The organism is Paracoccus sp. J55 (genome assembly GCF_000513975.1).
Lineage (GTDB): Bacteria > Pseudomonadota > Alphaproteobacteria > Rhodobacterales > Rhodobacteraceae > Paracoccus.
On the sequence record NZ_AZVA01000030.1, the window covers coordinates 1 to 26,054 of the forward strand.

General features: G+C 66.9%; 26 protein-coding genes and 1 tRNA gene. 14 read left to right on the forward strand and 13 right to left on the reverse strand.

Going from position 1 to position 26,054, the window contains the following annotated elements:
• Positions 1–302: 302 nt before the first annotated feature.
• From PARJ55_RS0116485 to mobC, 3 genes are read right to left on the reverse strand one after another with little or no spacing between them, the layout of a single operon-like run.
• A complete protein-coding gene (locus PARJ55_RS0116485) occupies positions 303–542 on the reverse strand; it encodes a hypothetical protein (protein ID WP_028714030.1) in 240 nt (79 codons plus the stop codon).
• A gap of 1 nt (position 543) precedes the next feature.
• A complete protein-coding gene (locus tag PARJ55_RS24070) occupies positions 544–696 on the reverse strand; it encodes a hypothetical protein (protein WP_156929515.1) in 153 nt (50 codons plus the stop codon).
• On the reverse strand, positions 693–1,025 hold the full coding sequence (gene mobC, locus PARJ55_RS22345; protein ID WP_036714364.1) for a plasmid mobilization relaxosome protein MobC: 333 nt from the start codon (positions 1,023–1,025) through the stop codon (positions 693–695). The genes PARJ55_RS24070 and mobC overlap by 4 nt, the downstream gene beginning before the upstream one ends.
• 158 nt (positions 1,026–1,183) lie before the next feature.
• Between mobC and PARJ55_RS24075 the strand changes: the two genes are divergently transcribed.
• The 3 genes from PARJ55_RS24075 (at position 1,184) to xerC (ending at position 3,780) form a co-directional block, all read left to right on the forward strand.
• Positions 1,184–1,714: a hypothetical protein gene (locus PARJ55_RS24075; RefSeq protein WP_156929516.1), complete on the forward strand. Its 531-nt coding sequence runs from the start codon at positions 1,184–1,186 to the stop codon at positions 1,712–1,714.
• Positions 1,711–2,067, forward strand: a complete 357-nt coding sequence (locus PARJ55_RS24080) for a hypothetical protein (protein WP_156929517.1) — start codon at positions 1,711–1,713, stop codon at positions 2,065–2,067. The genes PARJ55_RS24075 and PARJ55_RS24080 overlap by 4 nt, the downstream gene beginning before the upstream one ends.
• A gap of 600 nt (positions 2,068–2,667) precedes the next feature.
• A complete protein-coding gene (xerC, locus tag PARJ55_RS0116510; protein WP_051416316.1) occupies positions 2,668–3,780 on the forward strand; it encodes a tyrosine recombinase XerC in 1,113 nt (370 codons plus the stop codon).
• A gap of 29 nt (positions 3,781–3,809) precedes the next feature.
• Here xerC and PARJ55_RS0116515 read toward each other — a convergent pair.
• A tRNA-Ile gene (locus PARJ55_RS0116515) sits at positions 3,810–3,885 on the reverse strand.
• A gap of 184 nt (positions 3,886–4,069) precedes the next feature.
• Here PARJ55_RS0116515 and choX point away from each other — a divergent pair.
• The 8 genes from choX (at position 4,070) to PARJ55_RS0116555 (ending at position 11,401) form a co-directional block, all read left to right on the forward strand.
• Positions 4,070–5,005, forward strand: a complete 936-nt coding sequence (gene choX, locus PARJ55_RS0116520) for a choline ABC transporter substrate-binding protein (protein WP_028714033.1) — start codon at positions 4,070–4,072, stop codon at positions 5,003–5,005.
• On the forward strand, positions 5,006–6,502 hold the full coding sequence (betC, locus tag PARJ55_RS0116525) for a choline-sulfatase (protein ID WP_028714034.1): 1,497 nt from the start codon (positions 5,006–5,008) through the stop codon (positions 6,500–6,502). It begins immediately after the preceding gene.
• A complete protein-coding gene (locus PARJ55_RS0116530; RefSeq protein ID WP_198019374.1) occupies positions 6,502–6,927 on the forward strand; it encodes a PPC domain-containing DNA-binding protein in 426 nt (141 codons plus the stop codon). The genes betC and PARJ55_RS0116530 overlap by 1 nt, the downstream gene beginning before the upstream one ends.
• Before the next feature lie 360 nt (positions 6,928–7,287).
• Positions 7,288–7,857 carry a DUF1269 domain-containing protein gene (locus PARJ55_RS0116535; protein WP_028714036.1) on the forward strand — a complete coding sequence of 190 codons (570 nt, stop codon included), beginning with the start codon at positions 7,288–7,290 and terminating at the stop codon, positions 7,855–7,857.
• Positions 7,858–7,896: 39 nt separating this feature from the next.
• A complete protein-coding gene (mtgA, locus tag PARJ55_RS0116540; protein ID WP_028714037.1) occupies positions 7,897–8,655 on the forward strand; it encodes a monofunctional biosynthetic peptidoglycan transglycosylase in 759 nt (252 codons plus the stop codon).
• A gap of 85 nt (positions 8,656–8,740) precedes the next feature.
• Positions 8,741–9,430, forward strand: a complete 690-nt coding sequence (locus tag PARJ55_RS0116545; protein ID WP_028714038.1) for a glutathione S-transferase family protein — start codon at positions 8,741–8,743, stop codon at positions 9,428–9,430.
• Positions 9,411–10,463 (forward strand): tRNA epoxyqueuosine(34) reductase QueG, encoded by a 1,053-nt coding sequence (gene queG, locus PARJ55_RS0116550; RefSeq protein WP_051416317.1) that lies wholly within the window; start codon positions 9,411–9,413, stop codon positions 10,461–10,463. The genes PARJ55_RS0116545 and queG overlap by 20 nt, the downstream gene beginning before the upstream one ends.
• Positions 10,460–11,401: a DMT family transporter gene (locus PARJ55_RS0116555; protein ID WP_028714040.1), complete on the forward strand. Its 942-nt coding sequence runs from the start codon at positions 10,460–10,462 to the stop codon at positions 11,399–11,401. The genes queG and PARJ55_RS0116555 overlap by 4 nt, the downstream gene beginning before the upstream one ends.
• Positions 11,402–11,433: 32 nt before the next feature.
• Here PARJ55_RS0116555 and PARJ55_RS0116560 read toward each other — a convergent pair whose 3' ends face one another.
• From PARJ55_RS0116560 to cysQ, 9 genes are all read right to left on the reverse strand, one after another.
• A complete protein-coding gene (locus PARJ55_RS0116560; RefSeq protein ID WP_028714041.1) occupies positions 11,434–12,828 on the reverse strand; it encodes a hypothetical protein in 1,395 nt (464 codons plus the stop codon).
• Complete coding sequence (locus PARJ55_RS0116565) at positions 12,825–14,525, reverse strand: beta-1,6-N-acetylglucosaminyltransferase (RefSeq protein WP_028714042.1); 1,701 nt, start codon at positions 14,523–14,525, stop codon at positions 12,825–12,827. Before PARJ55_RS0116565 ends, PARJ55_RS0116560 begins: the two co-directional genes overlap by 4 nt.
• Positions 14,522–15,511, reverse strand: coding sequence for a glycosyltransferase family 2 protein (locus tag PARJ55_RS0116570; protein ID WP_036696963.1), 990 nt, complete (start codon positions 15,509–15,511; stop codon positions 14,522–14,524). The genes PARJ55_RS0116565 and PARJ55_RS0116570 overlap by 4 nt, the downstream gene beginning before the upstream one ends.
• Before the next feature lie 61 nt (positions 15,512–15,572).
• Positions 15,573–16,802 (reverse strand): glycosyltransferase family 1 protein, encoded by a 1,230-nt coding sequence (locus tag PARJ55_RS0116575; protein WP_028714044.1) that lies wholly within the window; start codon positions 16,800–16,802, stop codon positions 15,573–15,575.
• On the reverse strand, positions 16,792–17,790 hold the full coding sequence (gene galE / locus PARJ55_RS0116580; RefSeq protein ID WP_028714045.1) for a UDP-glucose 4-epimerase GalE: 999 nt from the start codon (positions 17,788–17,790) through the stop codon (positions 16,792–16,794). Before galE ends, PARJ55_RS0116575 begins: the two co-directional genes overlap by 11 nt.
• A gap of 5 nt (positions 17,791–17,795) precedes the next feature.
• Positions 17,796–18,686 carry a UTP--glucose-1-phosphate uridylyltransferase gene (locus PARJ55_RS0116585; protein ID WP_028714046.1) on the reverse strand — a complete coding sequence of 297 codons (891 nt, stop codon included), beginning with the start codon at positions 18,684–18,686 and terminating at the stop codon, positions 17,796–17,798.
• Positions 18,687–18,833: 147 nt separating this feature from the next.
• Positions 18,834–20,054 carry a glycosyltransferase family 2 protein gene (locus PARJ55_RS0116590; protein WP_028714047.1) on the reverse strand — a complete coding sequence of 407 codons (1,221 nt, stop codon included), beginning with the start codon at positions 20,052–20,054 and terminating at the stop codon, positions 18,834–18,836.
• Positions 20,054–20,854, reverse strand: coding sequence for a 3-deoxy-manno-octulosonate cytidylyltransferase (locus PARJ55_RS0116595; protein ID WP_028714048.1), 801 nt, complete (start codon positions 20,852–20,854; stop codon positions 20,054–20,056). The genes PARJ55_RS0116590 and PARJ55_RS0116595 overlap by 1 nt, the downstream gene beginning before the upstream one ends.
• Before the next feature lie 5 nt (positions 20,855–20,859).
• Positions 20,860–21,657, reverse strand: coding sequence for a 3'(2'),5'-bisphosphate nucleotidase CysQ (cysQ, locus tag PARJ55_RS0116600; protein ID WP_028714049.1), 798 nt, complete (start codon positions 21,655–21,657; stop codon positions 20,860–20,862).
• Between the two features lie 159 nt (positions 21,658–21,816).
• Between cysQ and PARJ55_RS0116605 the strand changes: the two genes are divergently transcribed.
• The 3 genes from PARJ55_RS0116605 (at position 21,817) to dnaJ (ending at position 26,050) form a co-directional block, all read left to right on the forward strand.
• Complete coding sequence (locus PARJ55_RS0116605) at positions 21,817–22,638, forward strand: ABC transporter permease (protein ID WP_028714050.1); 822 nt, start codon at positions 21,817–21,819, stop codon at positions 22,636–22,638.
• A 256-nt stretch (positions 22,639–22,894) separates the two neighbouring features.
• On the forward strand, positions 22,895–24,811 hold the full coding sequence (gene dnaK / locus PARJ55_RS0116610; protein ID WP_028714051.1) for a molecular chaperone DnaK: 1,917 nt from the start codon (positions 22,895–22,897) through the stop codon (positions 24,809–24,811).
• Positions 24,812–24,892: 81 nt separating this feature from the next.
• A complete protein-coding gene (dnaJ, locus tag PARJ55_RS0116615) occupies positions 24,893–26,050 on the forward strand; it encodes a molecular chaperone DnaJ (protein WP_028714052.1) in 1,158 nt (385 codons plus the stop codon).
• The last annotated feature ends 4 nt before the right edge of the window (positions 26,051–26,054 follow it).

Below are 26,054 nucleotides of genomic sequence, written 5' to 3' on the forward strand. Positions count from 1 at the left end.
GGATCAAGCTTTGGCCGCCTGACCTCGGCCGTCCGTCGGTAGCCCGGTGGCACCGAGAAGGTCATCATCTTCGCAACCGTGTCACGCGAGATGTTGAACACCCGCGCCGCTTCCCGCTGGCTCATGCCTTCCGCGCAAGCCTGGCGAACTCTCAGATATAGGTCCACGCTGTAAATCCTCACGCCCTCCCTGCCGCCGCAGAAAGGGAATAGGTGGACGACTTTTACGCCGCCCGCAGCAGCACCAAGCCACCGCTACCGTGGACGAATTTCTCACCGCCGTTCTCACCCGCCCCGGTCTGTTTAGCTGGCCTCGCGCAGGGCCTGCCGACGCTGCATGCGGCGCAGGTCCCATCTCCACATGTGCGCGTCATCCTTTGCCTTGGCGTGAGCCCACCGCAGTTCCGTCCACGCCTTGTCCGCCGCGTCGTATTCGGGACCCCTCGGGGCCTGCCGCGCCACCCTCCGCGCCGCTTCGACCTGAATCTTGAGGGCTTTCTGACGTGCCATCGCCTCGTCGAGTTTTGCCTGCGTCCTGTGCATTTCAGTTCCCTTTCTTGATGGCCCGCGCGCCTGCGCGGATGGTGATAGCAGTGATCCGCACAAAGGCGGTGATGATGATCATGCTGACGGCCAGACCGGCGAAGAGCGCCCCGCTGATTGCTTGGTTGTTGCGTTGTGCGTCCCGCAGCATCATGCCAGCGCCTCACCGATCCGTGTGGAGGTCTGTTTGACTTGCGTCAGCACCACCCCCAAGGCTTTGATCTGGACCGGGTTCAGAGTGCCCTTTGCGTTGCAGGCCCTTGCGATCTGGTTGAGATTAGACCCAACCCGATTCAAGGCCGCTACGGCCTCGGCATCGACGCCCGCGCGCCGGGCGGGCGGCTCTACGCCCAGAACGACCGACCGCATATAAGCTGCGACGGGCAAGCCCAAGGCGTCGGCCCGGCCTTTGATCTCGGCCCGTTCCGGATCAGTCAGAGGCACTTGCAAAATCCGGTCCCGTTTCATTTTATGCGCGATCATTTCTTTTCCTTCGGAGCGTTTACGCGACAAACCCAGCTGTGGTTCGGATTAAGTCTTTGTGTATGTAATACATAAAAGACATTGCTTGCTTATTAGGCTTTCTTTTCTTATTTATAATATATCACGTAGTAGATACGTATCAAGAAAAAGGTGTAATAATGGCGGATAAATCCACCCACTACTCCGTGATCCGGGATCACCTCAACGCCCTGATATTGGCCGGAAAAATTATTACCATCCACACCCGTAATCGTCCCGATGATATGCATCAAGCCATTAATGGCATGTCGTTTCCGGGTCGATCCATTCCTAGAATAGATGTGTATTATCCATTAAATGGGGGTGATACGCGCGAGGACGTTATTGCTCATGAGTGCGCTCATGTTTGCTATGCCGATATGACGCTGGATAAAATTAATCCGGAAATTGAAGCGATAAAAATTATCCAAGATTTGGAGCCGGAATTGTTGGACCTTTACGCGGGTCGCAATGATATCGGAGAAGAGTGCGTTGTCCGTCTGGCGGATTTCAGGCGGCAGGGTGTGCGGCTTCCGCCGATGTCGCGCCGCCTGTCAGCGATTGTCCGCACCCTGTCAAAACCCAAGCCGGTGCGGGTTGGCATGTGGGGCTTGATGCTGATTGCGGGCATGTCTGCTGTGGCGGTCCCCCTGTCCGGAGTCCTGTCATGATCTTCCGCATCTGGCCCCGGCCCATGCGCCTGTCACCGCTTGGCATGGTGACGCGCACCAGAGTCGTCCGGAAAGGGTCAAGCGGCGGCAAAAAAGACCCGGAATCCGGTTCGGAAACCCGCCCTGCAAAGGGTCTCCGGGTCCTGTTTGGGGGTGACGATGGGCGGCGGCAGAAGGTGCTGGACCAATGGCGCGCGAGCCGCCGCGTGGATTCCGGGAAGGGAAAGAAAAAGGGCGCTGTAGCGGCCGCGTTGGCGGGTGGGGGAAAAGCCCTTCGCGCGGACTTCGATGTAACTGCTGATATGACCCGGAAAGTGTATCGCGACCTCAAAAAACCGATGGCTTCGGGTTGATGCTGCCAGAGGCAGGCGGAAAGAAGATGTTGACGCGAACCAGATCGCAAGATGATGGGGACAATCCACCGCCGGGCACCGGCGGCGGATTGGCGCCAGAGGCGCCAGCGATATGGGGCGGGTCAAACGTAGGGGAAGGTTCCGCGCACCCAGACCGAACGGCCCGGATTCGGGCAAAAATGCAGGCAAGTGACTGCATTTTTAGTTTGGTCTGGGGGACAGATTTTTGCCAGGACGGGCTTGCCCGGCCTAGCGGAAATCTGGGCGTGGAATACCCGGAGAGGACATCTTGTTTCTGCCTGCCGGAAGGTCCGCGATGCGTATAAGATACGTAGGTTATCCCCAAAATTGCGACATTCGGTCTATTTCCGAGCGATTTTGGGGGTCGGGATTTTCCGGATTGCGACATATTCTCATACGCATGAGCAATCGCCCCGCCGCCTTTAAGCAAGCTGATCTGACCCGCGCCCTGAAAGGGGTCGCGGCGGCTGGCATGCAGGTGGCGCGGGTGATTGTCCGTCCGGACGGAGGGATTGAGATCATCCCTGCGGGCGTTCCGGGTGCCAGCGGGGGCGGCAATCCGTGGGATGAGGTGGCGGCATGAGCGCCGGGCGCAAGGGCGCGGCACGGTGGCCGCTGGCAAGGTCATATAAGGACCGGCACGGCAAGCGCCGCTGGCGGTTCCGGTCTGGCTCCTTCAGCAGGGAACTCGGGACGGATTACGGCTCCGAGGATTTCGCCCGCCGGTATGAGGATGCGGCGCTTGAAATGGCCGGGGAGAAAAAGGCCGGGGCGGGTGCATCCCGGACCGTCCCCGGTTCGGTCAATGACCTGATCGCGCGCTGGTATCAGTCGCCCGATTACCGAAACCTCGCGCCCCTGACGCAATACGGATACCGTGGCGTCATTGAGCCGTTTCGGTCAGAGCATGGCGACAAGCCGGTGAAGCTGCTGGCCCGTCGCCATGTGGCGGCGATCCTTGCCAAGAAGGCGGACACCCCGGCGGCGGCGAACAATCTGCGGAAACGCCTGAATCAGGTGTTGGACTACGCAGTCTCGCTGGACTGGATCACGGTAAACCCGGCGCGCCTGACCAAGCCTTACAAGGTCGATGGGGACGGGTTTCATACCTGGACCGAAGATGAAATCGCCCGGTTCTTCGCGGCATATGAGCCGGGAACGCTGGCGCACAGGGCGGTAACGCTCATGCTCTATACGGGCGCGGCTCGTGTGGATGCGGTCGCTATCGGGCCGATGAACATCAAGGGCGGGCGGCTGGAATACCGTCGCCAGAAGATGCAGGGCCGCGACGGGATGCTGATAAGCGTCCCGCTGCATCCGGACCTTGCGGCGGTCCTTTCCGATCTCCCGAAGGATCGGCCATATCTGGCGACGGCTTATGGCAAATCCCGTTCACCGAATGGGCTTGGCAACCTCATGCGCGAATGGTGTAATGCGGCGGAATTGCCTGACTGCTCGTCGCATGGTCTGCGTAAGGCTTGCGCTCGCAGGCTGGCTGAGGCCGGGGCAACGGCGCATGAAATCATGTCCGTCACCGGTCATAAAACTTTGGCTGAGGTGCAGCGATACACCGAAGCCGCATTGCGGGAAGGTCTGGCCGATTCTGCTTTTGAAAAGCTATTGGCAAGGCCGAACAGGGAAAAAACGGCGGTGAACCTTGCAGGAAGGTTCACCGAAAAAACGGCCAAGTGACTGAAAGGAAACGGAAAAATGATGGGGTTTGGTAGGCCCGGAGGGACTCGAACCCCCAACCAAGGCGTTATGAGCGCCCTGCTCTGACCATTGAGCTACAGGCCCTGACCGGCGACACCATTGATCGAGCCGGCCGCCCGCGTCAAGGATCGGATCGCCCCGGCCAGCCGGAAAATGCCGCAACCCGCGCCTTCGGCAACCCCCTTGATCCGGCGCAGCACCTGTGGGCTGATAGCGCATGAAGCCGCAAGCCGCGGCCCGCCCGCAGCCCGAAACCGGAGTTCCGATCATGTCAAGAACCACGCCGCTGTCCCTGCTCGCCCTTGCCCTGGCCGCCACGCCCGCCCTGGCCGAGGACCCCGCCAGCTGCCGCACGGTCCGCTTCTCGGATCCGGGCTGGACCGACATCACCGCCACCAATGGCGTCGCCACCGCCCTGCTGCAGGGACTGGGCTACCGGCCCGATATCCGCACGCTCTCGGTGCCCGTGGGCTATGAGGCGCTGAAGAACGGCGATACCGATGTCTTCCTGGGCAACTGGATGCCGGCTCAGCAGAGGTTCCGCGACGACCTCGAAGCCTCGGGCAAGACCGAAGAGCTGGTGCAGAACCTGGAAGGCGCCAAGTTCACCCTGGCGGTGACCGATGCCGCCGCCGAGCTGGGCGTCGCGGATTTCGCCGATCTCGATGCGCATAGGGAGGCCTTCCAGGGCAAGATCTACGGCATCGAACCCGGCGCGCCTGCCAACCAGACCATCCAGGCCATGATCGAAGCCGACAAGTTCGGCCTCGGCGACTGGGAGCTGGTCGAATCCAGCGAACAGGGCATGCTTGCCCAGGTGCAGCGCAACGATGCCGCCAGGACGCCCTCGGTCTTCCTGGCCTGGGCGCCGCATCCGATGAATGTCACGCTGAACATCACCTACCTGTCGGGCGGCGACGAGGAGTTCGGCCCGGATTACGGCGGCGCCACCGTCCACACCCTGGCCCGCAAGGAATGGATCGCCGCCTGCCCCAATGCGGCGAAGCTGTTCAGCCAGCTGGTCTTTACCGTCGATCAGGAAAACATGCTGATGGCCAAGATCCTCGACGAGGGCGCGGATGCCACCGCAGCCGCAAAGGACTGGATCAGCCAAAATGCCGAGACGGTGGCGAAATGGCTTGACGGCGTGACCACGCTGGACGGAAAACCCGGTGCGGAAGCAGTCATGGCATCGGTGAACTGATTGAAGAAACCTAATATTCTGGTCGTCATGGCCGATCAGCTGTCGGGGGTGCTGTTCCCCGACGGCCCGGCCGAATTCCTGCATGTGCCGCATCTGCGCCGGCTGGCGGAGCGTTCGACACGCTATGCCAACTGCTACACCGGCAGCCCGCTTTGCGCGCCCGGACGCGCCAGCTTCATGTCCGGGCAGTTGCCGCGCCGCACCCGGGTCTATGACAACGCGGCCGAGTTCTGCTCGGACATCCCGACCTATGCCCATCACCTGCGCCGGGCCGGCTATCACACCTGCCTGTCGGGCAAGATGCATTTCGTCGGCCCTGACCAGCTGCACGGTTTCGAGGAACGACTGACCACCGACATCTACCCGGCCGATTTCGGCTGGACCCCGGATTACCGCAAGCCGGGCGAGCGCATCGACTGGTGGTATCACAATCTGGGTTCCGTGACCGGCGCCGGCGTGGCCGAGATCACCAACCAATATGAATATGACGACGAGGTCGCCTATCACGCGACGCGCAAGCTCTACGACCTCGCGCGCGGCGGCGACGACCGGCCCTGGTGCCTGACCGTCAGCTTCACCCATCCGCACGACCCCTTCGTCGCCCGGCGCAAATATTGGGATCTCTATGAGGGCATCCCGGAACTGGAACCGCCCGAGGCGATCCCCTACGAGCGGATGGACCCGCATTCGCAGCGGCTGATGGATGCCAGCGACTGGCGCGGCCTCGAGGTCACGCCCGAGCATGTCCGCCGCGCCCGCCAGGGCTATTTCGCCAACATCTCCTATATCGACGACAAGCTGGGCGAGATCCTGGACGTGCTGGAGCGCACCCGGCAGGAGGCGATCGTGGTCTTCCTCTCCGACCATGGCGAGATGCTGGGCAGCCGCGGCATGTGGTTCAAGATGAGCTTCTTCGAGGGCTCGGCGCGGGTGCCCTTGATGATCGCGGCCCCTGCCATGGCACCCGGCCGCGTGGACACGCCGGTCTCGACCATCGACGTTCTGCCGACGATCTGCGACCTCGCGGGGATCTCGATGGCCGAGGTCGCGCCCTGGACCGACGGCCGCTCGCTGGCGCGGGGCGCCGAGGGGCGCGGGGCGGTGGCGATGGAATACGCGGCCGAGGGCAGCATCGCTCCGCTGGTCTGCCTGCGCGACGGCGACTGGAAATACATCGCCTGCGCCGCCGACCCGGAAATGCTCTACAACCTGGCCGAGGATCCCGAGGAACGGCAGAACCGCGCCACCGACCCGGCGGCGGCCGAGGTGCTGGCACGGATGCGCGCTATGGCCGGCGAACGCTGGGACCTCGCCGCCTATGACGCCGAGGTGCGCGAAAGCCAGGCCCGGCGCTGGGTGGTCTATGAGGCGCTGCGCAACGGCGCCTATTTCCCCTGGGATTACCAGCCGCTGATGAAGGCTTCGGAACGCTACATGCGCAACCACATGGACCTGAACGTGCTTGAGGAATCCAAGCGATTCCCGCGGGGCGAATGATGGTCCCGCTCTCCTCCGGCCGCTATGCCACGATCCGCCTGCGGCCGGGCGAGGACCCGCTGGCGGCCCTGCGCGCCCTGCAGCGCCGGATCGGGGCGCCGGCCATGGCGCTGGTCACCTGCGTCGGCAGCCTGACCCGCGCCATGATCCGCCACGCCAACCGGCCGGGAGGCACCTGCCACCAGGGCCATTTCGAGATCACCGCGCTGACCGGCACCATCGACCCGGCCGGCCAGCACCTGCACCTGACCATCGCCGACGGCGAGGGGCGGGCTTTCGGCGGCCACCTCCTGCCGGGCTCGGCGGTCCATACCACGGCCGAGATCGTGGTGCTGGTCCTCGACGACCTCACTTTCAGCCGCGCGCCCTGCCCGCTTTCCGGCCATGACGAGCTGGTCATCCGGCCGGCCGCCGGACAGGAATAGCCGCCGCGGGCCAGGACCCCGGCATGGCTGCGCTTCTTTCTTGAGAAATATCCTCGGGGGTCCGGGGGCAGACGGCCCCCGGACCGGCGGTTCAGGCAAGGACGCGGGCGAAATCCTGGCGCAGCAGATTCTTCTGCACCTCGCCCTTGCTGTTGCGCGGCAGTTCCACGCCCGGCCAGCAGCGCCATCAGGGCACCCTAAAGCGGAATGCCCATTACCGGCTTCCTCCCTGCCTGTCCGCCCCCCCCCCGTTCCGGCCAAGGCCCGCGCGTAAGGCCGTTTCGTGACCCCGCGTCGCGGCGGGAACCCGCCAGCCCGCGCCGGCGTTGCGCCCCGTCATCAGTCAACAAGGATCCCGCTATGTCCGACCTGCTTGTCATCGCCTTCGACGACGAGGCGACCGGCTTCGAGCTGCGCACCGAACTGGTCAAGATGCAGAAGGAATACCTCATCGAGCTCGAGGACGCGGTGGTTGTCACCCGCCCCTCGGCCGAGGACATCCAGCTGCATCAGGCCGTGAACCTGACCGCCGCGGGCGCGCTTGGCGGCGGCTTCTGGGGCACGCTGGTCGGGCTGATCTTCCTCAATCCGCTCTTGGGCGCCGCGGTGGGCGCGGGCGCCGGCGCCATCGCCGGCAAGCTCTCGGATATCGGCATCAACGACGATTTCATGCGCGATCTGGGCCAGTCCATCCCGCCGGGCGGCTCGGCCGTGTTCATCCTGGTGCGCAAGATGACCGCCGACAAGGTGCTGGCGCGGCTGGAAGGCTTCCACCTGCGCGGCCGGGTGCTGCAGACCTCGCTGCCCGAGGCCGAGGAAGAGCGCCTGCGCGAGGCCTTCGCGGGCGGCAGGCTGGGCGCGGCGCTCGGCGTGCCGCAGATCGATCATCCCGCGCCTGCGGGCACGACGGCGCCCCCGGGCTCGGCCTGACGCTTGACGCAAGGGGCATGGGCGTGACAGGACGCCCCCATGCCCCGACGCATGGAAACCCTTGACGACCCCGAGGCGCTGACCGAGCCGCCGACGACCCGCGCCCGCCGGCGCTGGCGGCCGCTGCGCCGCGCGGCGCTGTGGCTGGGGTCCTGGCTGCGCTGGATCGGCTTGCGGCTTCTGGGGCTGATGGCCGTGCTGGTGCTGCTGTTCTCCTTCGTCAACCCGCCGACCACCTGGACCATCATCCAGGGCCAGCGCGAGTTTCCCGGCCGGGCGGCGCGGCAATGGGTCGATCTGGGCCGCATCTCGCCCCATATGGTGCGCGCCGTGGTCGCCGCCGAGGATGCCAATTTCTGCAACCACTGGGGTTTCGACATGGTCGAGATCCGCCGGGTCATCGCCTCGGGCTCGTCGCGCGGCGCCTCGACCATCACCCAGCAGACGGCCAAGAACGTGTTCTTGTGGCAGGGGCGCAGCTGGCCGCGCAAGGTGATGGAGACGGTCTACACACCGATGATCGAGGCGCTCTGGTCCAAGCGCCGCATCGTCGAGGTCTATCTGAACATCGCCGAATTCGGCCGCGGCGTCTTCGGCATCAAGGCGGCGGCCGAGCATTACTTCCAGACCACGCCCGACAAGCTGACCCTGCGCCAGTCGGCGGCCTTGGCCTCGATCCTGCCGGCGCCGCGCACGCGCAACCCGCAGACCGGCTCGGCCCGCACCCGCTCGATCGTCAGCGGCGCCGAGACGATCCGGGCGGATGGCCGCGATTTCTGCCTGAGGTTGCCGCGCTGATCCGCCCATGCCCGCCATGGCGGTTGAAACCGGGCGCCCCGGGGCGTATCAACCGGAAGCCCGAGAACGAACCGGTTTTCCCCTGATGAACACGCCCTCGCCCAGTTCCACGATCCGCCTTTACCATGTCGCCCTGTCGCCCTTTTGCCGCAAGGTCCGGCTGGTGCTGGCCGAAAAGCGCATCGAGGTCGAACTGGTCGAGGACCGTTTCTGGGAACCGGGCTCGGAAATCATGCGCCGCAACCCGGCCGGCAAGCTGCCGGTCCTGCGCATGGACGGGCGGCTTCTGGCGGAAAGCCAGGCGATCTGCGAATACCTGGACGAGATCCAGCCGCAGCCCTCGCTGATGCCGTCCCTGCCGGCCGAGCGTTACGAGGTGCGCCGGCTCTGCGCCTGGTTCGACGACAAGTTCAACGCCGAGGTGACCCGCCCGGTGATGACCGAACGGGTCTGGAAGAAGGTCATGCGCCTGGGCTACCCGGACAGCCGCACCGTCAAGGCCGGCCTGTCGGCGATCCGCTATCATCTCGACTACATGAGAAGCCTGCTGGAACACCGCCGCTGGCTGGCGGGCGACGTGATGACGCTGGCCGATTTCGCCGCCGCGGCGCATCTGTCCTGCCTCGACTACATCTCGGACGTGGACTGGACCCATTCGGCCGAGGTGCAGGAATGGTATGCCAAGATCAAGTCGCGGCCGGCCTTCCGCAGCCTGCTGGCCGACCACCTGCCGGGCGTCCACCCGGCGCCGCATTATGCGCTGCTCGACTTCTAGGCCGACCGACCCGGCGGAGATCCGTTCCCGGCTGGAACAGCAGGCGCGGGCCGAGGGTTTCTCGGCCCTTGGCATTTGCGTCCCCGACGCCAACCCGCAACTGCCCGAGCGGCTGGCCGCATTCCTGGAACGGGGCCGGCACGGCCAGATGGGCTGGATGGCCGAGCGCGCGCATTGGCGCGCCTCGCCCGCCAGCCTCTGGCCCGAGGCGCGCTCGGTCGTCATGCTGGCCGAGCTCTACACGCCCGAGCACGACCCGATGGAGGCCATCCGCCGCAAGGATCGCGGCGCGGTCAGCGTCTATGCCCAGGGCAAGGATTATCACGACCTGGTCAAGAAGCGGCTGAAGCGCCTTGGCGGCTGGCTGGTCGGGCTGACCGGCTGCGAGATCAAGGTCTTCGTCGACACCGCCCCGGTAATGGAAAAGCCGCTGGCGCAGGCGGCAGGGCTGGGCTGGCAGGGCAAGCACACCAACCTGCTGTCGCGCGAGCTGGGCAGCTGGTTCTTCCTGGGCGCGATCTTCACCACGCTGGACCTGCCGAAGGATGCGGCGGAACGCTCGCATTGCGGCTCGTGCCGGGCCTGCCTCGACGCCTGCCCGACCGGGGCCTTTCCGGCACCCTATCAGCTGGACGCGCGGCGCTGCATCTCCTACCTGACCATCGAGCACAAGGGGCCGGTGGACCCCGAGCTGCGCCCGATGCTCGGGAACCGCATCTATGGCTGCGACGATTGCCTGGCCGCCTGCCCCTGGAACAAGTTCGCCCAGGCCGCGACCGAGCTGCGCTATCACGGCCCGCACGGCGCCCCGGCGCTGGCCGAGCTGGCGCAGCTTGACGATGCGGGCTTCCGCGAGCGTTTCTCGGGCAGCCCGATCAAGCGCATCGGCCGCGACCGCATGGTGCGCAATGTTCTTTACGCCATCGGCAATTCGGGGCTTGCGCATCTGCGGCCGCTGGCCGAATCCTTGCAGCATGACCCCGACCCCGCCGTTGCCGATGCGGCACGCTGGGCCTGCGAACGATTGCCATGATCCACACGCACCCAAGCCCGCTGCGCGGCATCCTGCTCAAATGCCTTAGCGTGCTGGTCTTCACCATCATGGCCTCGATCGTCAAGGCGACCGCCGAGGGCGGCTTGGGCGTGCCGCCGGGCCAGCAGGTCTTCTTCCGCTCGTTCTTCGCTATTCCGGTGATCCTGCTCTGGCTGGCCTTCCGGCATGAGCTGGGCGTGGGGCTGAAGACCTTTCGGCCGATGGGGCATTTCTATCGCGGCATCATCGGCACCGCCGCGATGGGGCTGGGCTTCTGGGCGCTGGCGCTGCTGCCCTTCCCCGAGGTCACGGCCATCGGCTATGCCGCGCCGCTGCTGACGGTGATCTTCGCCGCCATGTTCCTGGGCGAGGACGTGCGGCTGTTCCGCCTGTCCATGGTGGTGCTGGGACTGGTCGGCGTGGTCATCGTGCTATCGCCCCGGCTGAGCTTCGGCGCCGACATGGGCTACAAGGAAAGCCTGGGCGCCATGGTGACGCTCTCCGGCGCCGCCTGCGCGGCGCTGGCGCAGATCTTCGTGCGCAAGCTGGTGCAGGAGGAGCGGACCTCGGCCATCGTCTTCTGGTTCTCGGTCACATCGACGCTGCTCGGACTGCTGACCATTCCCTTCGGCTGGGTGATGCCGGATGCCGGGACGGCGGCGCTGCTGGTGACCATCGGCCTTCTGGGCGGGCTGGGGCAGATCCTGCTGACCTCGGCCTATCGCTATGCCGACGCCTCGCTGGTGGCGCCCTTCGAATATGCCTCGATGCTGCTGGCGCTGCTGATCGGCTGGTCCATCTTCGACGAGGCGCCGACGCTGGTCATGCTGGCGGGCGCGGCGCTGGTCATCACCGCCGGCATCCTGATCATCTGGCGCGAGCGGCAGCTGGGGCTGGAGCGCAACCGCCAGCGCAAGGCCATGACCCCGCAGGGCTGATCAGGGCGGGGCCGGGTCAGGGCGGGGCCGGGTCAGGGTTGGCCGCCGAAGCCGAAGGCGACGTAATCGCGCAGATAGGCCTTCTTCGCCGCGCCGCGCAATTCCTGCTCGTTCAGGAAGTCCGGGAAGGGCTCCGGGTCGGGAAAATCGGCCGGTGCCTTGATCCCGGCGCTGGCGGCAAGCCAGGACAGGTCGCGCGGCAGGTCCGATTCGCGCAGCAGCATGTCGGGGGCGCCGAAGCGTGCGAAACCCGCCAGCACCTCGGACTGGCTGGCCCAGCCGGGAAAGGTCGGCAGCGTGGTCTGGCCGTTCAGGTTGCGGCGCAGGAAGTCCAGGAAGGCCGCAAACAGCTCGGCCTTGCGGCTCTGGTCCAGCGCGCCCAGCTCCGGATCCGGCGGCAGGGCGACGCGATGGATCTGCCGCATCAGCTGGCGCAGCTCGGCATTGCGGCCGCCGATCAGCGATTCGAAGGCCGCCCAGGCGCGCAGCAGCGGGTGGCGCAGCACGGTGAAGCTGCGATGGCCGACATGCTGGCGCTTCCATTGCCGCAGGCTGTTCTGGTTGAAGTCGCCGACGACCTCGCCCATGGCGCGCAGCCAGCGCGTCACGCTGTCCGCAGGCCCGCCCTTGACCGGCATGAAGATCAGCCCCCTGCCCGCCTCGGCCCCCAGGAACGAGGGCACCGCCGGGCCCTTCCTCGGCTCGAAATTCGGGATCTTGCGCAGCATGAACGGGTCGAGCCGCGCCAGTTCCGCCTGCATCTCGTCGAAATTCTCGACCTTCTCGGACAGTTCGCGCGGGTTCTGCGGCACCTGGTCGCTGGCCGGCTCGACCCGTTTCAGGTCGGTGCGGCCCAGCCAATGCAACAGGCCGGTCATCACCTCGGCATCGCGCAGGTCCTCGTAGCCCAGCCAGAAACCGGCCTGGCCGGTCACCTGCAGCCGGTGCATGACCTTCAGCTGGAACTCCTCGATCTCGCCCGCCACCTGCCGGAACTCGGCGCCGTCGAAGCGCACGGCGGCGGGAATCGGCGTCTCGGTCTCGTTCAGCTTCCACTGGTTGGTGGCCCGCGCCAGCGCGGTCGAGACATAGCTGTCCACCGGGTTGCGGGTCAGGATGATCTTGGCGCAGGCCCGGTCCTCGATGATCGCGTCGAAGACCCGCGGGTCGTGGTCGTGGAAATAGCGGAACCCCGGCAGGTGGTTCGGCTTGTCGAAGATCGCCGCCAGCAGCCGGTGCGGATCGGCCTCGCGCTCGGCCATGGTGATGCCCTTGAGCTCATCCTTGTCGGGCCAGCCCATCATGTAGGGGTTGAAGGCCTCGCCGAAGCAGGTGACGCGCTTGATGGCGTTCAGCGTCGCCTCGAGCAGGTTCGAGCCGGTGCGCATCTCGGCGAAGATCACGAAGCTGCGGAAAGACTGGGTCATGGCGCGGTTCTTTCATGGACGGCGGCGGTCGGCGGGTCGGGATCGGTGGCGGGGAAATCCCCCATCAGCTGCGGGCGCAGCCCGGCATTGCGCAGCCTTTGCAGGAACCGCCCCATGCCGGCGATGTCGCGCATCGGCGGCAGGTCGGCCGCGGCCTCGGGCTCGCCGCCCAGCCGCTGCAGGATGCTGCCCAGCACGGCCGAGGGCCGGGCGCAGAAATCGGCCAGGTCCCAGATCTGCGTCTGCGCCTTGAGCCAGACCGAATTCAGCGCCTCCATCTGCGCCAGTTCGGTGCGCTGCAGGATGGCCGCGACGCGGCGGATGTCGTCAAAGGGCATGTCGGAATGCAGAAGCGGCACCGCCCAAGCACCGGTGACCACGAAGATGCGCGCATTGGGATCGGTGGCGAGGAACCAGTTCATCTCCTGCCCGTCGCGCGGGCTGAACTGCCAGACCTGCATGCGCGTGGCGATGCGGATCAGGTTGGCCAGAAAGCCGCGCTGGTCCAGGTCGCGCAGCGGGGCGCTGTCCGAAAGCGCGCCCGGCCCGATCGGCCGGCGGCCGGCGAATTCCACGCCATGCACCGCGAAAAGATGGCCATGCACATCGGCGTCGATCCGGCTGGCCAGCCAGGTTTCGAAGCCGGGGAACAGGTCGGTGAAGCCCTGGAACATGGCATAGGGTGCCGAGGTCTTGCCGTTCTCGCGGTCCTTCAGCGGAAAGCGGCTCTGCATGTAAAGCCCGGGCCGGCCCAGCCGGCGGCGCGCGACTGCATGGCTGATGATGCGGTCCACCCGCTCGGGGCGCGGCTCGGCGGCGGACGGTTGCGCGCCGTCGCCATGGGGGAAATGGTCGTGCAGCCGCCCGGCGCCGCGCCAGATCTTGCGGGCGACGAAGCAGCGCGATTGCTGCAGGATCTCCAGGTGGTCGTCGTAGAAGATATAGGGCTTGCCCTGGTTGTCGAACTTGGCCAGCGTCAGCGAGCGGCTTTCGATCCTCATCGAATGCCGCCGGGCAAGGGTCTGGAAATAGCTCTCGTCCGGGATCCAGACCCGGGCGAAATAGCGGTCGAACTCGGCCCGGCGCGGGTCGGTCAGGATGGCCTGCAGCGTGGCGCGGGTCAGGCACCACCATTGCGAGCCCAGATGCGGCACCAGCCCCTGCGGGATGCGCCGCCTGTAGCCCAGCCGGCGCTGCAATTCGACATAGCGGTCGAACAGCTTGCGCCGGCGCCGGAACGAGAAGGGAAAGCGCAGGGTGAAGCGTTCCTCGTTCAGCCCGCCGACGGTCCAGCCGACATCCTCGGCGGTGACGCTTTCGATGAAGTCGCGCGTCGGATGCAGCGCCAGATAGGCGCAAAGATCCTGCACCGGCCGCAGGGGCAGGCAGGCGCCCGAGACGACCAGCACATGCGTGACCTCGCGGAACCTGTCCAGCAGCAGGCCGGCGGCGTCCTGGGTGGCGCGCACAAGGCTGAAGGTGCCCCATTCGCAGGGATGGCGCCGGCTGAACAGCACCTGCCGCAGGTCGGCAAGGTCGGCCTGCATGGTCTCGACCGCGTCCGCGGGCGCCTTGGCATCGACATGGACCGCGACCGCCGCCCCGCCCTGGGCCCAGACCCGGGCCATGCGCGCAGCGATGGGCAATTCGTCATGGCACAGCATGACCACGCCCAGCCTGACCGGCCCGCCGCTCATGCCCAGTTCCCCTTGGAGATCAGCCCCAGATCCTCGAGCTGGCGCCAGTCCTGCAGCTCGCAGGATTCCTCGCACCAGAAATCCGGGTCGTCCCGCAGCCCGGCGTGATAGGCCAGGTATTCCTGGCTGTTGGCGTAATGCTGGCGCCGGGTCAGTTCCTCGGCGGATTTCTCGACGAAGGTCGACAGGAACTTGGCGTGCAGCAGGCAGCCCGAGGCCTTTTCGCCGCCATTCTCGTCATAGACCATGTTCAGCGAGCGCGGCAGCAGCATATGGGTCGAGCTGACATAGGCATGCCCCCTTTCCCAGCGGACCAGCGGGATCTTGTTCAGCGCCGGGGCGCTTTCGGGGTCGTCCCGGAAGAAAGCCCGCGCCCGCGGCCCGCCCTGGATCCAGAGATTGCCGTATTCGCCGTTCTTGCGGATGGCGTAATTGGCCGGATCGAACCAGCGCGCGATCTGGAACGGGTCCTGCCCGGCGCGATAGGGCTGCGCGGCCAGCGAGCCCTTGGGATACATGTCCAGCAGCATGGCCGAGAACGAGCGGATGTTGCTGGCATCCAGCCAGTCGGTCAGCGCCTGCAGGGGCCGGGTGTCGTGATGCGGATAGACCAGGAACTCGTCGGGATCGACGGTCAGGCACCAATGCCCGCTGCCATGCCGGCGCAGCAGCCCGTTCATCCAGTCCATGCCGAAGCGCGAGGCCTTGTAGCTGGCGCGGGTCAGCCAGACCGAGACATCCTCCTGCTGGCCCAGATAGTCGCGCCCGCCATCCTCCGAGCCGTTGTCGACCACTAGGAAATGCCGGACACCCATCGCCCGGTAGTAGTCCAGGAACCAGGGCAGGCGCGGCGCCTCGTTGCGCATGACCATGAACAGCAGGATATCGCCCGGCCGGATGCGCGCGGTGCGGTCCCATACCGGCCGCAGCCGGCGGCGACGGCGAATCGCGCGCCCCAGCAGCCATTGACGGCGGGCGCGAAGCATCAGCTTTCGCCTGATAATCCTGAACGGGCGCGGCACGGACCTTCTTTACCTTTTACCGGCGTCACATAGCGGCAACGGTCAGGTCGCGCAATGTGTGACACAACCCAGCGTAGCAAAGCCGGAAATGCCCTTGCCAGTCCGGCACCGGCAGGGGCGGCAGCCGCCGGGCCGGCGCGCCGGCCAGCCGCGCCACCTCGGCCGCCCAGTCGGCCGGAGCGTCCGGGGACAGCCAGGTCGCGTAATCGCCCAGCATTTCGCGCGCCGCCGGCAGGGGGCTGGCCAGGACCGGCACGCCGCGGCCGGCGGCCTCGGTCAGGGGCAGGCCGAAGCCCTCGGCCCGGCTGGGCATCAGCAGCCCGTGGCTGCGGCCGATCAGCGCGGCCACCGCGCCGTCGTCCAGGTCGCGCAGCTCGCGCACCGGGCCGCCGGGCGGCAGGCGGTCGAGCCGGGCAAAGACCTCGCGGTTCTCCCAGCCGCGGCGGCCGATGATGAACAGCTGCGGCGGCCGCGCCTGCATCTGCCAGGCGTCCAGCAGCAGCGCGTGGTTCTTGCGCGGCTCGATGGTGCCCAAGGTGACGAAGAACGGGCGCGACAAGTCCAGATCCGCCGGCAGCCCGGCGGGGTCGGGCGCCGCCAGCCGGGTGCCGATGGGCGCGGCGATGATCTCCGCGTGCCCCGGCAGCCCCAGCCGCTCGCGCCAGCGCAGCACGTCGGCGCGCGTCGCCGCCGAGACGGTCAGGATCAGTTCGGCCTGTTCCAGCGCGGCGGTGAAGCGGGCGCGGAACTTCTCTGCCTGCCCGGCGCGGGTGAATTCAGGATGATCAAGCGGGATGGTGTCGTGGATCAGCACCGCCCGCCGCAGAGGGCGCAGGTTCGCAAGCAGGCCCGGCAGCAGATTGGCATGGCCGACATTCGCATAGGCGGCCGGCCCCAGATGCGCCTGCGCCGCGCGGCCAAGGCCCCTGCCCTGGCGCCCGGCCCGCACCAGCGCCATCCGGCGCAGCGCCGCCTCGGCCCGCGCGGGCAGGGTGCGCCGGCCGCGCAGCCGGTCCAGCAGGTCCGGCGGCGGCAGGTCGTCCAGCGCCCCGCCCAGCCAGCGCAGGATCGCCGCGCCGGCGCGGGGCGGCAGCAGCAGCTGGCCGCGCCGCACCCGGCACAGCAGCAGATGCGGGCGGTCCTGCAGATGGGCCAGCCATTCGGCCTCTACCCGGTCGATGCCCGTCGCCGGGCCGCCGCCAAGCCGCGAGATCAGCCGCGAGACATCCAGCACGATCGCCGGATCAGGCCTCATATCCGCCGTTCTGGTGCCAGCGCCAGGCGTCGCCGATCATCTGCGGCAGGGTCGAGCGCGCCGGGTTCCAGCCCAGCACCGAGACCGCCTTCTCGCTGCCCGAGACCAGCTTGACCGCATCGCCGCCGCGGCGCGGCCCCTCGGTCAGCGGCACCGCGCGGTTGGTGACATGCCGGGAATGGTCGATCACCTCGCGCACCGAAAAGCCGTTGCCGGTGCCCAGGCAGAACACCTCCTGCCCGCCATCGGCGACCTTGCCGTCCAGCAGGTATTGCAGCCCCAGCACATGCGCGTCCACAAGGTCCATCACATGCACATAGTCGCGGATGCAGGTGCCGTCCGGCGTCGGGTAGTCGGTGCCGTGGATGGTCAGCGCCGCGCGCTTGCCGTCGATGGCGTCGAGGATCAGCGGGATCAGATGCGTCTCGGGCTGGTGGAACTCGCCCACCTCGGCATCCGGGTCGGCGCCGGCCACGTTGAAATAGCGGAAGATGACCGAGCGCAGCCCGTCCGAGGCGCCGAAATCCTTCAGCATGTCCTCGATGGCGCGCTTGGAGGCGCCATAGGCGTTAAGCGGCGTCTGGGGCGTCGTCTCGTCCAGCACCACGCCGTCATGGTCGCCATAGGTGGCGCAGGTCGAGGAAAAGACGAAGTTCCGCACCCCCGCCGCCAGCGCCGCCTCGATCAGGTTGAGCGAGGCGCAGACATTGCCGCGCCAATACCTGCCCGGCTCGCGCATGGCCTCGCCGACCTGGCTCAGCGCCGCGAAATGCATCACGGCGACAGGGTTGTGACGGGCCAGAACCTCGTCCAGCCGGGCACGGTCCAGCAGGTCGCCCTGCTCGAAAGGCCCGAACTTCACCGCCTGGCGCCAGCCGGTGCAGAGATTGTCGTAGGTCACAGGCTCGAAGCCCGCCGCCCGCAACGCCTTGCAGGCGTGCGAGCCGATATAGCCCGCGCCGCCCGTCACCAGAACCCTGTCGGCCATTCGGGTTATTCCGCCGCCTTGCGCATCGCCAGGACGTCGGAAAGATAATCCGCGAATTCACCCTTGAGGTCGTCGCGCGCCAGGCCGAAGGCCACGGTCGCCTGCAGGAAGCCGGCCTTCGAGCCGCAGTCGAACCGCTGGCCGCGGAAGCGCAGGCCATAGACGTCGCGGCCCTCGGCGATCTCGTCGGCGATGGCGTCGGTCAGCTGGATCTCGCCGCCCGAGCCCTGCTTGAGCTTGTTGAGGTTGGCCAGCACCGACGGCGCCAGGATGTAGCGGCCGATCACCGCAAGGTTCGAGGGCGGGTTTTCCTTGGGCTTTTCCACCATGCCGCGGGCGCGGACGATGGCGCCCATGTCCTCGGCCACGTCCAGAACGCCATAGGCCTGGGTCTTTTCGGCCGGCACTTCCATGGTGGCGACCATGCTGCCGCCGGTTTCCTGATAGGCCTCGATCATCTGCTGCAGGCAGGGCGGCTCGCCCATGATGACGTCGTCGGTCAGGATGACGGCGAAGGGCTCGTCCCCGACCAGACGGCGGGCGCACCAGACGGCATGGCCAAGACCCAGCGCCTTGTGCTGGCGCACATAGGCGATGGCGCCCGAATCCATGTTGGTCGAGCGCAAGATGTCCAGAAGCTCGGTCTTGCCGGATTTCTTCAGGCTCGATTCCAGCTCATGGGCATGGTCGAAATAATCCTCGAGCGCGCCCTTGCCGCGCGAGGTGACAAAGATGAACTCCTCGATCCCCGCGGCGCGCGCCTCGTCGATGGCGTATTGGATCAACGGGCGATCCACCAAGGTCATGATCTCCTTGGGAATGCTCTTCGTGGCGGGTAGAAAGCGGGTGCCCAGTCCAGCCACGGGGAAGATGGCCTTGGTGACTTTGCGCGTCATGAATTCGGTCTCCTGATTTCTGCGCCAACGGCTCGGAGGTTATCCCTCTTTGTCGACGCCTGCGCAACAAGCGCCTGGTTGGCCCAGTCGTTCCTAAAAAATGTTAAAGCGAGTCAATTCTGCCGTTTGCGGCAATATTCTGCTTGTTCACCCCCGGCGTCTAGGCAAATTTCCCCGCTCGCGCAAAATGCGCGCGGTCTTGCTCAGAAATATGACAGGCGAATCTCCGGGGCGCGACGCCCCCCAAAGCCCGCCGCGCTGCTCCCACCAGCCGCCCGGGACCAGAGTCAGCCGATGCGGCAGGAAACTGGGCGTCAGCAGCAGCAGCGCCGCCAGCCGCCCCTCGGCCACCGCCCGCGCCGCGCGGGCACGCAGGGCGCGGGCCTGCCAGTGCCAACCGGCCAGGAACAGCGGCTCCTCCGCCAGGCCCGCCGCCACGCGGGGCATCGGCCGGAAGGCCGGCGGCGCGGCCCGGTCCCAGACCGGCGGCGCGGGCGCCGGCCCCTGCCCCTCGGCCAGGCCGCGATCCAGCGTCGCCAGGATCGTCCGCACCCTGAAGGGATCGAGCCGCCCCGCCACCATATGCCGCAGCAGCCGCCGCCGCTGGCTGTCGCGCAGCCAGCCCGGATCGCCGCCATGCCGCGCGGCGAAAATCGCGGCAGAGCGGCCGATGGCGGTCAGGTCGCACGGCACGCCCGCCTCGCCCCGGTCCGCGCCGGGCGCGACGCCATGGATCACCTGCGCCGCCGGGACCACCGCCGTCAGCCCCTGCGGAAAGCGCGCCGCCATGCGCAGGTTCACGTCGCTTTCGTCCAGATGATAGGCAAAGGCCGGGTCGAAGCCGCCGATGGCGACCAGCGCCTCGCGGCGAAAGCCGCAATTGGTGCCGATGGTGCTGACCGGGCAGCCGTCCTTCGGCCCGAGCAGGGCGGTTCCGGCAACTTCCAGCGGCAGGGCGCGGCCCGAGGGCGCGATCCGTTCGGCCCGGACCTGCCAGCGCAGGCCGTCGGGGCCGCGGGTGAAGCCGGTGGCGGCGATCACGCGCGGATCGGCAAGGGGCGCGGCCAACGCCTCGGCCCAGCCCGGCTCGGCCAGCGCGTCGTCGTCGATGAACAGCACCGCTTCGCCCGCCGCCAGCGCCAGCCCCTCGTTGCGGGCCGCCGAAACATTGGCGCGGTCGAAGGCCAGCCGCTTCAGCGGCAGGTCGGGGCGGATGCCGGCCGCGGCCGGATCGGCCACCAGCACGATCTCGAAATCCGGGTGGGTCTGGCCCGCCAGCGCGGTCAGGCAACGCTCCAGCGCCTGCGGCCGGTGGCGCGAGACGACGACGATGCTGGTCCTGGGCGCCCGGCCGGGCCGCTGCGGCATCAGGCGATGCCCATGCGGCTCATCATCGCCTCCAGCTTGGGCACGTCCGAGGGGTTGTTCAGCTCCCAGAACTCGCGGCCCTTCGCCTCGACCTCGACGCAAAGGATCCGGCGGCCGCGCTCCAGGAAGCGCAGTTGCTCCAGCCCTTCCAGCGCCTCCAGCCGGCCCTCCTCCCAGGTCGGGTATTCGGCCAGCGCCCCGGGGCGATAGGCGTAGACGCCGACATGGTGATAGACCGGCGTCGGGTCGCTGGGACCAAAATCCGCGCCGGCATAGGGGATCACTTCCTTCGAGAAATACAGCGCCCGGCGGTCATGGCCGAAGACCGCGGTGGTGCCGCCGACGCGGCCCGCCACCCGGTCGGCGATCAGATCCGAGCGCATGGCCCCCGAGCAGCGCAGCACCGGGGTCGCCACGTCGGCGCCGGGATCGGCCTTGAGCCCGGCCACCAGCTCCTCGACGAACCAGGCGGGGGTCAGCGGGGCATCGCCCTGCAGGTTCACCACGATCTCATGCGTCAGCCCCAGCTTCGCCACCGCCTCGGCGCAGCGTTCCGTGCCGTTGCGGGCGGCGGTCGAGGTCATGGCGACCTCGGCCCCGAAGCCCTCGGCATGGTCGCGGATGCGCTCATCATCGGTGGCGACGATCACCCGGTCGATGCCCCGGACGGCGCGCGCCGCCTCCCAGCTGCGGCGGATGAGTGACTGCCCCTCGCCGGTGGCACCGCGCAGCTCGACCAGCGGCTTGCCGGGATAGCGCGTCGAGGCGTGGCGGGCGGGAATGACGATGACGACCGACATGGGGATCAGTCCTTGACCAGCAGCACGCCGGGGGCGAAGGCGATGAAGAACGGGTTCTCGAAGCCGGGCTTGCCGTATTTCAGCGCCGTGTGGTCGTCGAAGCGCACCACCTCGCCGCCCGCGCCGCGCAGCACCGCGTCGCCGGCGGCGGTGTCCCATTCCATGGTGCGGCCGAGCCGCGGGTAGAGGTCGGCCTCGCCCGTCGCCACCAGGCAGAATTTCAGCGAGCTGCCCGCCGAGGTCATGTCGCGCACCCCGTAGCGGGCGATATAGTCGTCGGTCGCGGCGTCGCGATGCGATTTGGAGGCGACGGCCATCAGCGCCCGGTTGTCGGGCGTCGAGTTGACGCCGATCGGCGTGACCTCGCCCGGCTCGTCGCCGAAGGGACCATGCTCCTCGACCGAGCCGCCCTCGGCATTGGTATAGAACAGCCGGCCCTTGGCCGGGGCATAGACGACGCCAAGCCGCGGCACGCCGTCCTGGACATAGGCGATGTTGACGGTGAAGTCGCCGCGGCGCTGCACGAATTCCTTGGTGCCGTCCAGCGGATCGACGATCAGGAAGGTGGACAGGCTCTGGCCGTGGGTCTCGGCCTGCTCCTCGGTCACCAGCGGGATGTCGGGAAAGGCGGCGCGCAGCCCGGCCGAGATCAGAGCGTCGGCGGCCTCGTCGGCCTGGGTCACCGGCGAGGCGTCGGATTTCGCGCGCACGTCGAAATCCTCGGCGCCATAGACCTGCATGATCTCGTCGCCGGCCCGCAGAGCGAGGCGGCGCATTTCGGCAATCATTCGATCGAATTGCATGGTTTTTCCTTTCCGTCCCGAAGCCTCGGGGATGCGGCGCCGATTGAATACGGCTGTCGGCTTCCTTATGATGCGGCGGATCGCGCAGGGCAAGCGCCCCGCGAAAGCCGCAACAGAAACCCCCGGGCCCCTAACCCCTGGGCAGGAACCGACCCGCCGATGTTCACCCAGCGCCGCAACCGCAACATGGTCGAGGCCGCGTTCACCACGCTGTCGCTGATCTATCATGTCACGGTGAACAACCTGCGCAAGGGCCAGCGCAACGCGGTGGTCGGCCTGATCATGACCGTCACCCAGGCCATCGCCATGATCGCGGGCTTCTACCTGATCTTCGCCATGATGGGGGTGCGCCGGGCGCCGATCCGGGGCGACTATATCGTCTATATCATGTCCGGCATCTTCATGTTCATGGCCCATTCCCAGGCCATCGGCGCGGTGGCGGGGGCGGGCAGCCCCAGCAACCAGATGATGAAGCACGGGCCGATGAACACCGCGGTGATGATCTCGGCCGCGGCGCTGGCCTCGCTTTACCGGCAGACCTTCTCCAGCATCGTGGTGCTGACCGGCTATCACTACCTGATCCAGCCGATCCAGATCGACCGGCCGCTGGCCTGCTATGCCATGCTGCTGCTGGCCTGGTTCTCGGGCTGCTGCATCGGGCTGATCTTCCTGTCGATCCGGCCGTGGTGGCCGCAGGCGGCGCAGGTGCTGACCCAGTTCTACCAGCGCATCAACATGGTGTTCTCGGGCAAGATGTTCGTGGCCAACATGATGCCGACGGTGATGCTGCACATGTTCTCGTGGAACCCGCTGTTCCATGTCATCGACCAGACGCGCGGCTTCGCCTTCATCAACTACTCGCCGCGCAACTCGTCGCTGGACTATCCGCTCTATGCCACGCTGACGCTGCTGATGATCGGGCTGATGGCGGAATTCGTGACCCGCAAGGCGGTCTCGATCAGCTGGTCGGCCGGCCGGTGAGCGTGTCCCGCCCCCCGCCCCCTCTGTGCCCGCGCGCGGCGTTCCGCCCACCCTGGCGCAGGCATGCCAAGCGCAGGCGCAGGCGGGATGTTTTCTGCCATCCGGTCTGCTTGCAGCCCGCCAGACCCCTTCCTATATAGGCCCATGAAGCTCGGAGGGCCCTGAACAGGGTCCCTTCGGTCAATCCAGGGATCGGGCTTTCGGGGGCCGATTGAGGACCCAAGGCCCAGAATATCGCCGCAAGAAAGGTTATTGCATGTCCAAAGTCATCGGCATCGACCTCGGAACCACCAACAGCTGCGTCGCCATCATGGATGGCAGCCAGCCCAAGGTCATCGAGAATTCGGAAGGCGCGCGCACCACGCCCTCGATCGTTGCCTTCACCGACAGCGAGCGTCTGGTCGGCCAGCCCGCCAAGCGCCAGGCGGTGACCAACCCCTCGAACACCATCTTTGCCGTCAAGCGCCTGATCGGCCGCCGCACCACCGACGCGGAAGTCGAGAAGGACAAGAAGCTCGTCCCCTATGCCATCGTCGACGGCGGCAATGGCGACGCCTGGGTCGAGGTCCGGGGCGACAAGTATTCGCCCAGCCAGATTTCCGCTTTCATCCTGCAGAAGATGAAGGAAACCGCAGAATCCTACCTGGGCGAACCGGTCACCCAGGCGGTGATCACGGTGCCCGCCTATTTCAACGACGCCCAGCGTCAGGCCACCAAGGACGCCGGCAAGATCGCCGGGCTGGAAGTGCTGCGCATCATCAACGAGCCGACCGCGGCTGCGCTGGCCTATGGCCTGGACAAGAAGGACAGCAAGACCATCGCGGTCTATGACCTTGGCGGTGGCACCTTCGACATCACCATCCTGGAAATCGACGACGGCCTCTTCGAGGTGAAATCCACCAACGGGGACACGTTCCTGGGCGGTGAAGACTTCGACATGCGCATCGTCAACTACCTAGCCGATGAGTTCAAGAAAGAGCATGGCGTCGACCTGACCAAGGACAAGATGGCGCTGCAGCGGCTCAAGGAAGCCGCCGAGAAGGCCAAGATCGAGCTGTCGAGCTCCAGCCAGACCGAGATCAACCAGCCGTTCATCTCGATGGACAAGGACTCGGGCACGCCGCTGCACATGGTGATGAAGCTGACCCGCGCCAAGCTGGAAAGCCTGGTCGCCGACCTGATCAAGCGCACCATGAAGCCCGTCCAGGACGCGCTGAAGGATGCCGGCATGTCGAAAGGCGACATCGACGAGATCGTGCTGGTCGGCGGCATGACCCGGATGCCCAAGGTGGTCGAGGAGGTGACCGCCTTCTTCGGCAAGGAGCCGCATAAGGGCGTGAACCCGGACGAGGTCGTGGCGCTTGGCGCCGCCATCCAGGCCGGCGTGCTGCAGGGCGACGTCAAGGACGTGGTGCTGCTGGACGTGACGCCGCTGTCCCTGGGCATCGAGACGCTGGGCGGCGTGTTCACCCGGCTGATCGACCGCAACACCACCATCCCGACCAAGAAGTCGCAGATCTTCTCGACCGCCGAGGACAACCAGAACGCCGTGACCATCCGGGTCTTCCAGGGTGAGCGCGAGATGGCCGCCGACAACAAGCTGCTGGGCCAGTTCAACCTGGAAAACATCCCGCCGGCGCCGCGCGGCATGCCGCAGATCGAGGTGACCTTCGACATCGACGCCAACGGCATCGTCTCGGTCTCGGCCAAGGACAAGGGCACCGGGAAAGAGCAGAAGATCACCATCCAGGCCTCGGGCGGGCTGTCGGACGACGAGATCGAGAAGATGGTCAAGGACGCCGAGGCCAATGCCGAGGCCGACAAGAAGCGCAAGGAACTGGTCGAGGCCAAGAACCAGGCCGAAAGCCTGATCCACACCACCAAGAAATCGCTGGAAGAGCATGGCGACAAGGTGGACGGCTCGACCGTCGAGGCGATCGAGCTGGCGGTCGGCGCGCTGGAAGAAGCCGTCAAGTCCGAGGATGCCGGCAAGATCAAGGGCGGCATCCAGAACCTGATGGACGCCTCGATGAAGCTGGGCGAGGCCATCTACAAGGCCAGCCAGGCCGAGGCGGGCGCCGGCGATGCCGAGCGCGAAGCCGGTCCGCGCGACGTGGATGACGAGATCGTCGATGCCGATTTCGAGGATCTCGGCGAAGACAAGCGCAAGTGAGCGCGATGTAAACCCACCGGCCGGCCCGCTGCAGACCCGCACGGGCCGGTCCTGTCTTGAAAGACCCCGGACGCGATCGACATGGCGAAACGTGACTATTACGAGGTGCTGGGCGTTGCACGGGGCGCCTCGGCCGACGAGATCAAGAAGGCCTACCGCGCCAAGGCAAAGCAGCTGCACCCCGACCGCAACAAGGATTGCAAGGTCTCGGAGGCGGCGTTCAAGGAAGTGAACGAGGCCTATGACTGCCTGAAGGACGACCAGAAGAAGGCCGCCTATGACCGCTTCGGCCATGCCGCCTTCGAGAATGGCGGCGGCGGCTTCGGGCGCGGCGGCAACGGTCATGGCGATTTCGGCTCGGCCTTCGCCGATGTGTTCGAGGACCTGTTCGGCGACATGATGGGCCGCCGGCCCGGCCCGGGCGGCCGCTCGCGCGCCAGCCGCGGCCAGGACCTGCGCTACAACCTGCGCGTCTCGCTGGAAGAGGCCTATGGCGGCGTGCAGAAGACCATCACCGTGCCCGGCTCGGTCGCCTGCGGCGCCTGCAACGGCACCGGCGCCGAAGGCGCGGTCGAGCCCGCCACCTGCCCCACCTGTTCCGGCATGGGCAAGGTCCGCGCCACCCAGGGCTTCTTCACCGTCGAGCGCACCTGCCCGACCTGCAACGGCCATGGCCAGATCGTCAAGAATCCCTGCCAGGAATGCCGTGGCGCCGGTCGCGTCCAGAAAGAACGCACCCTGTCGGTGAACATCCCCGCCGGCGTCGAGACCGGCACCCGCATCCGCCTGGCCGGCGAGGGCGAGGCCGGGATGCGCGGCGGCCCGGCGGGCGATCTCTACATCTTCATCGAGGTCAAGGAACACCCGATCTTCCTGCGCGACGGCCGGATGCTGGCCTGCCAGGTGCCGGTCAGCATGGCCACCGCCGCGCTGGGAGGCGAGATCGAGGTGCCGACCATCGACGGCGGCCGCTCGCGCGTCAAGGTTCCGCCGGGCACGCAATCCGGCAAGCAGCTGCGGCTGCGCGGCAAGGGCATGCCGCCGCTGCGCCACGGGCCGGGGATGAACGGCGAATCGGGCGACATGCTGATCGAGCTGACGGTCGAGACGCCGGTGAACCTGACCGCGCGGCAGAAAGATCTTTTGCGCGAATTCGAGGCGATCAGCGCCGACAACAACCCGCAGACCCAGGGCTTCTTTCACAAGATCAAGGGCTTCTGGGACGAGATGAAGGGCTGAACCG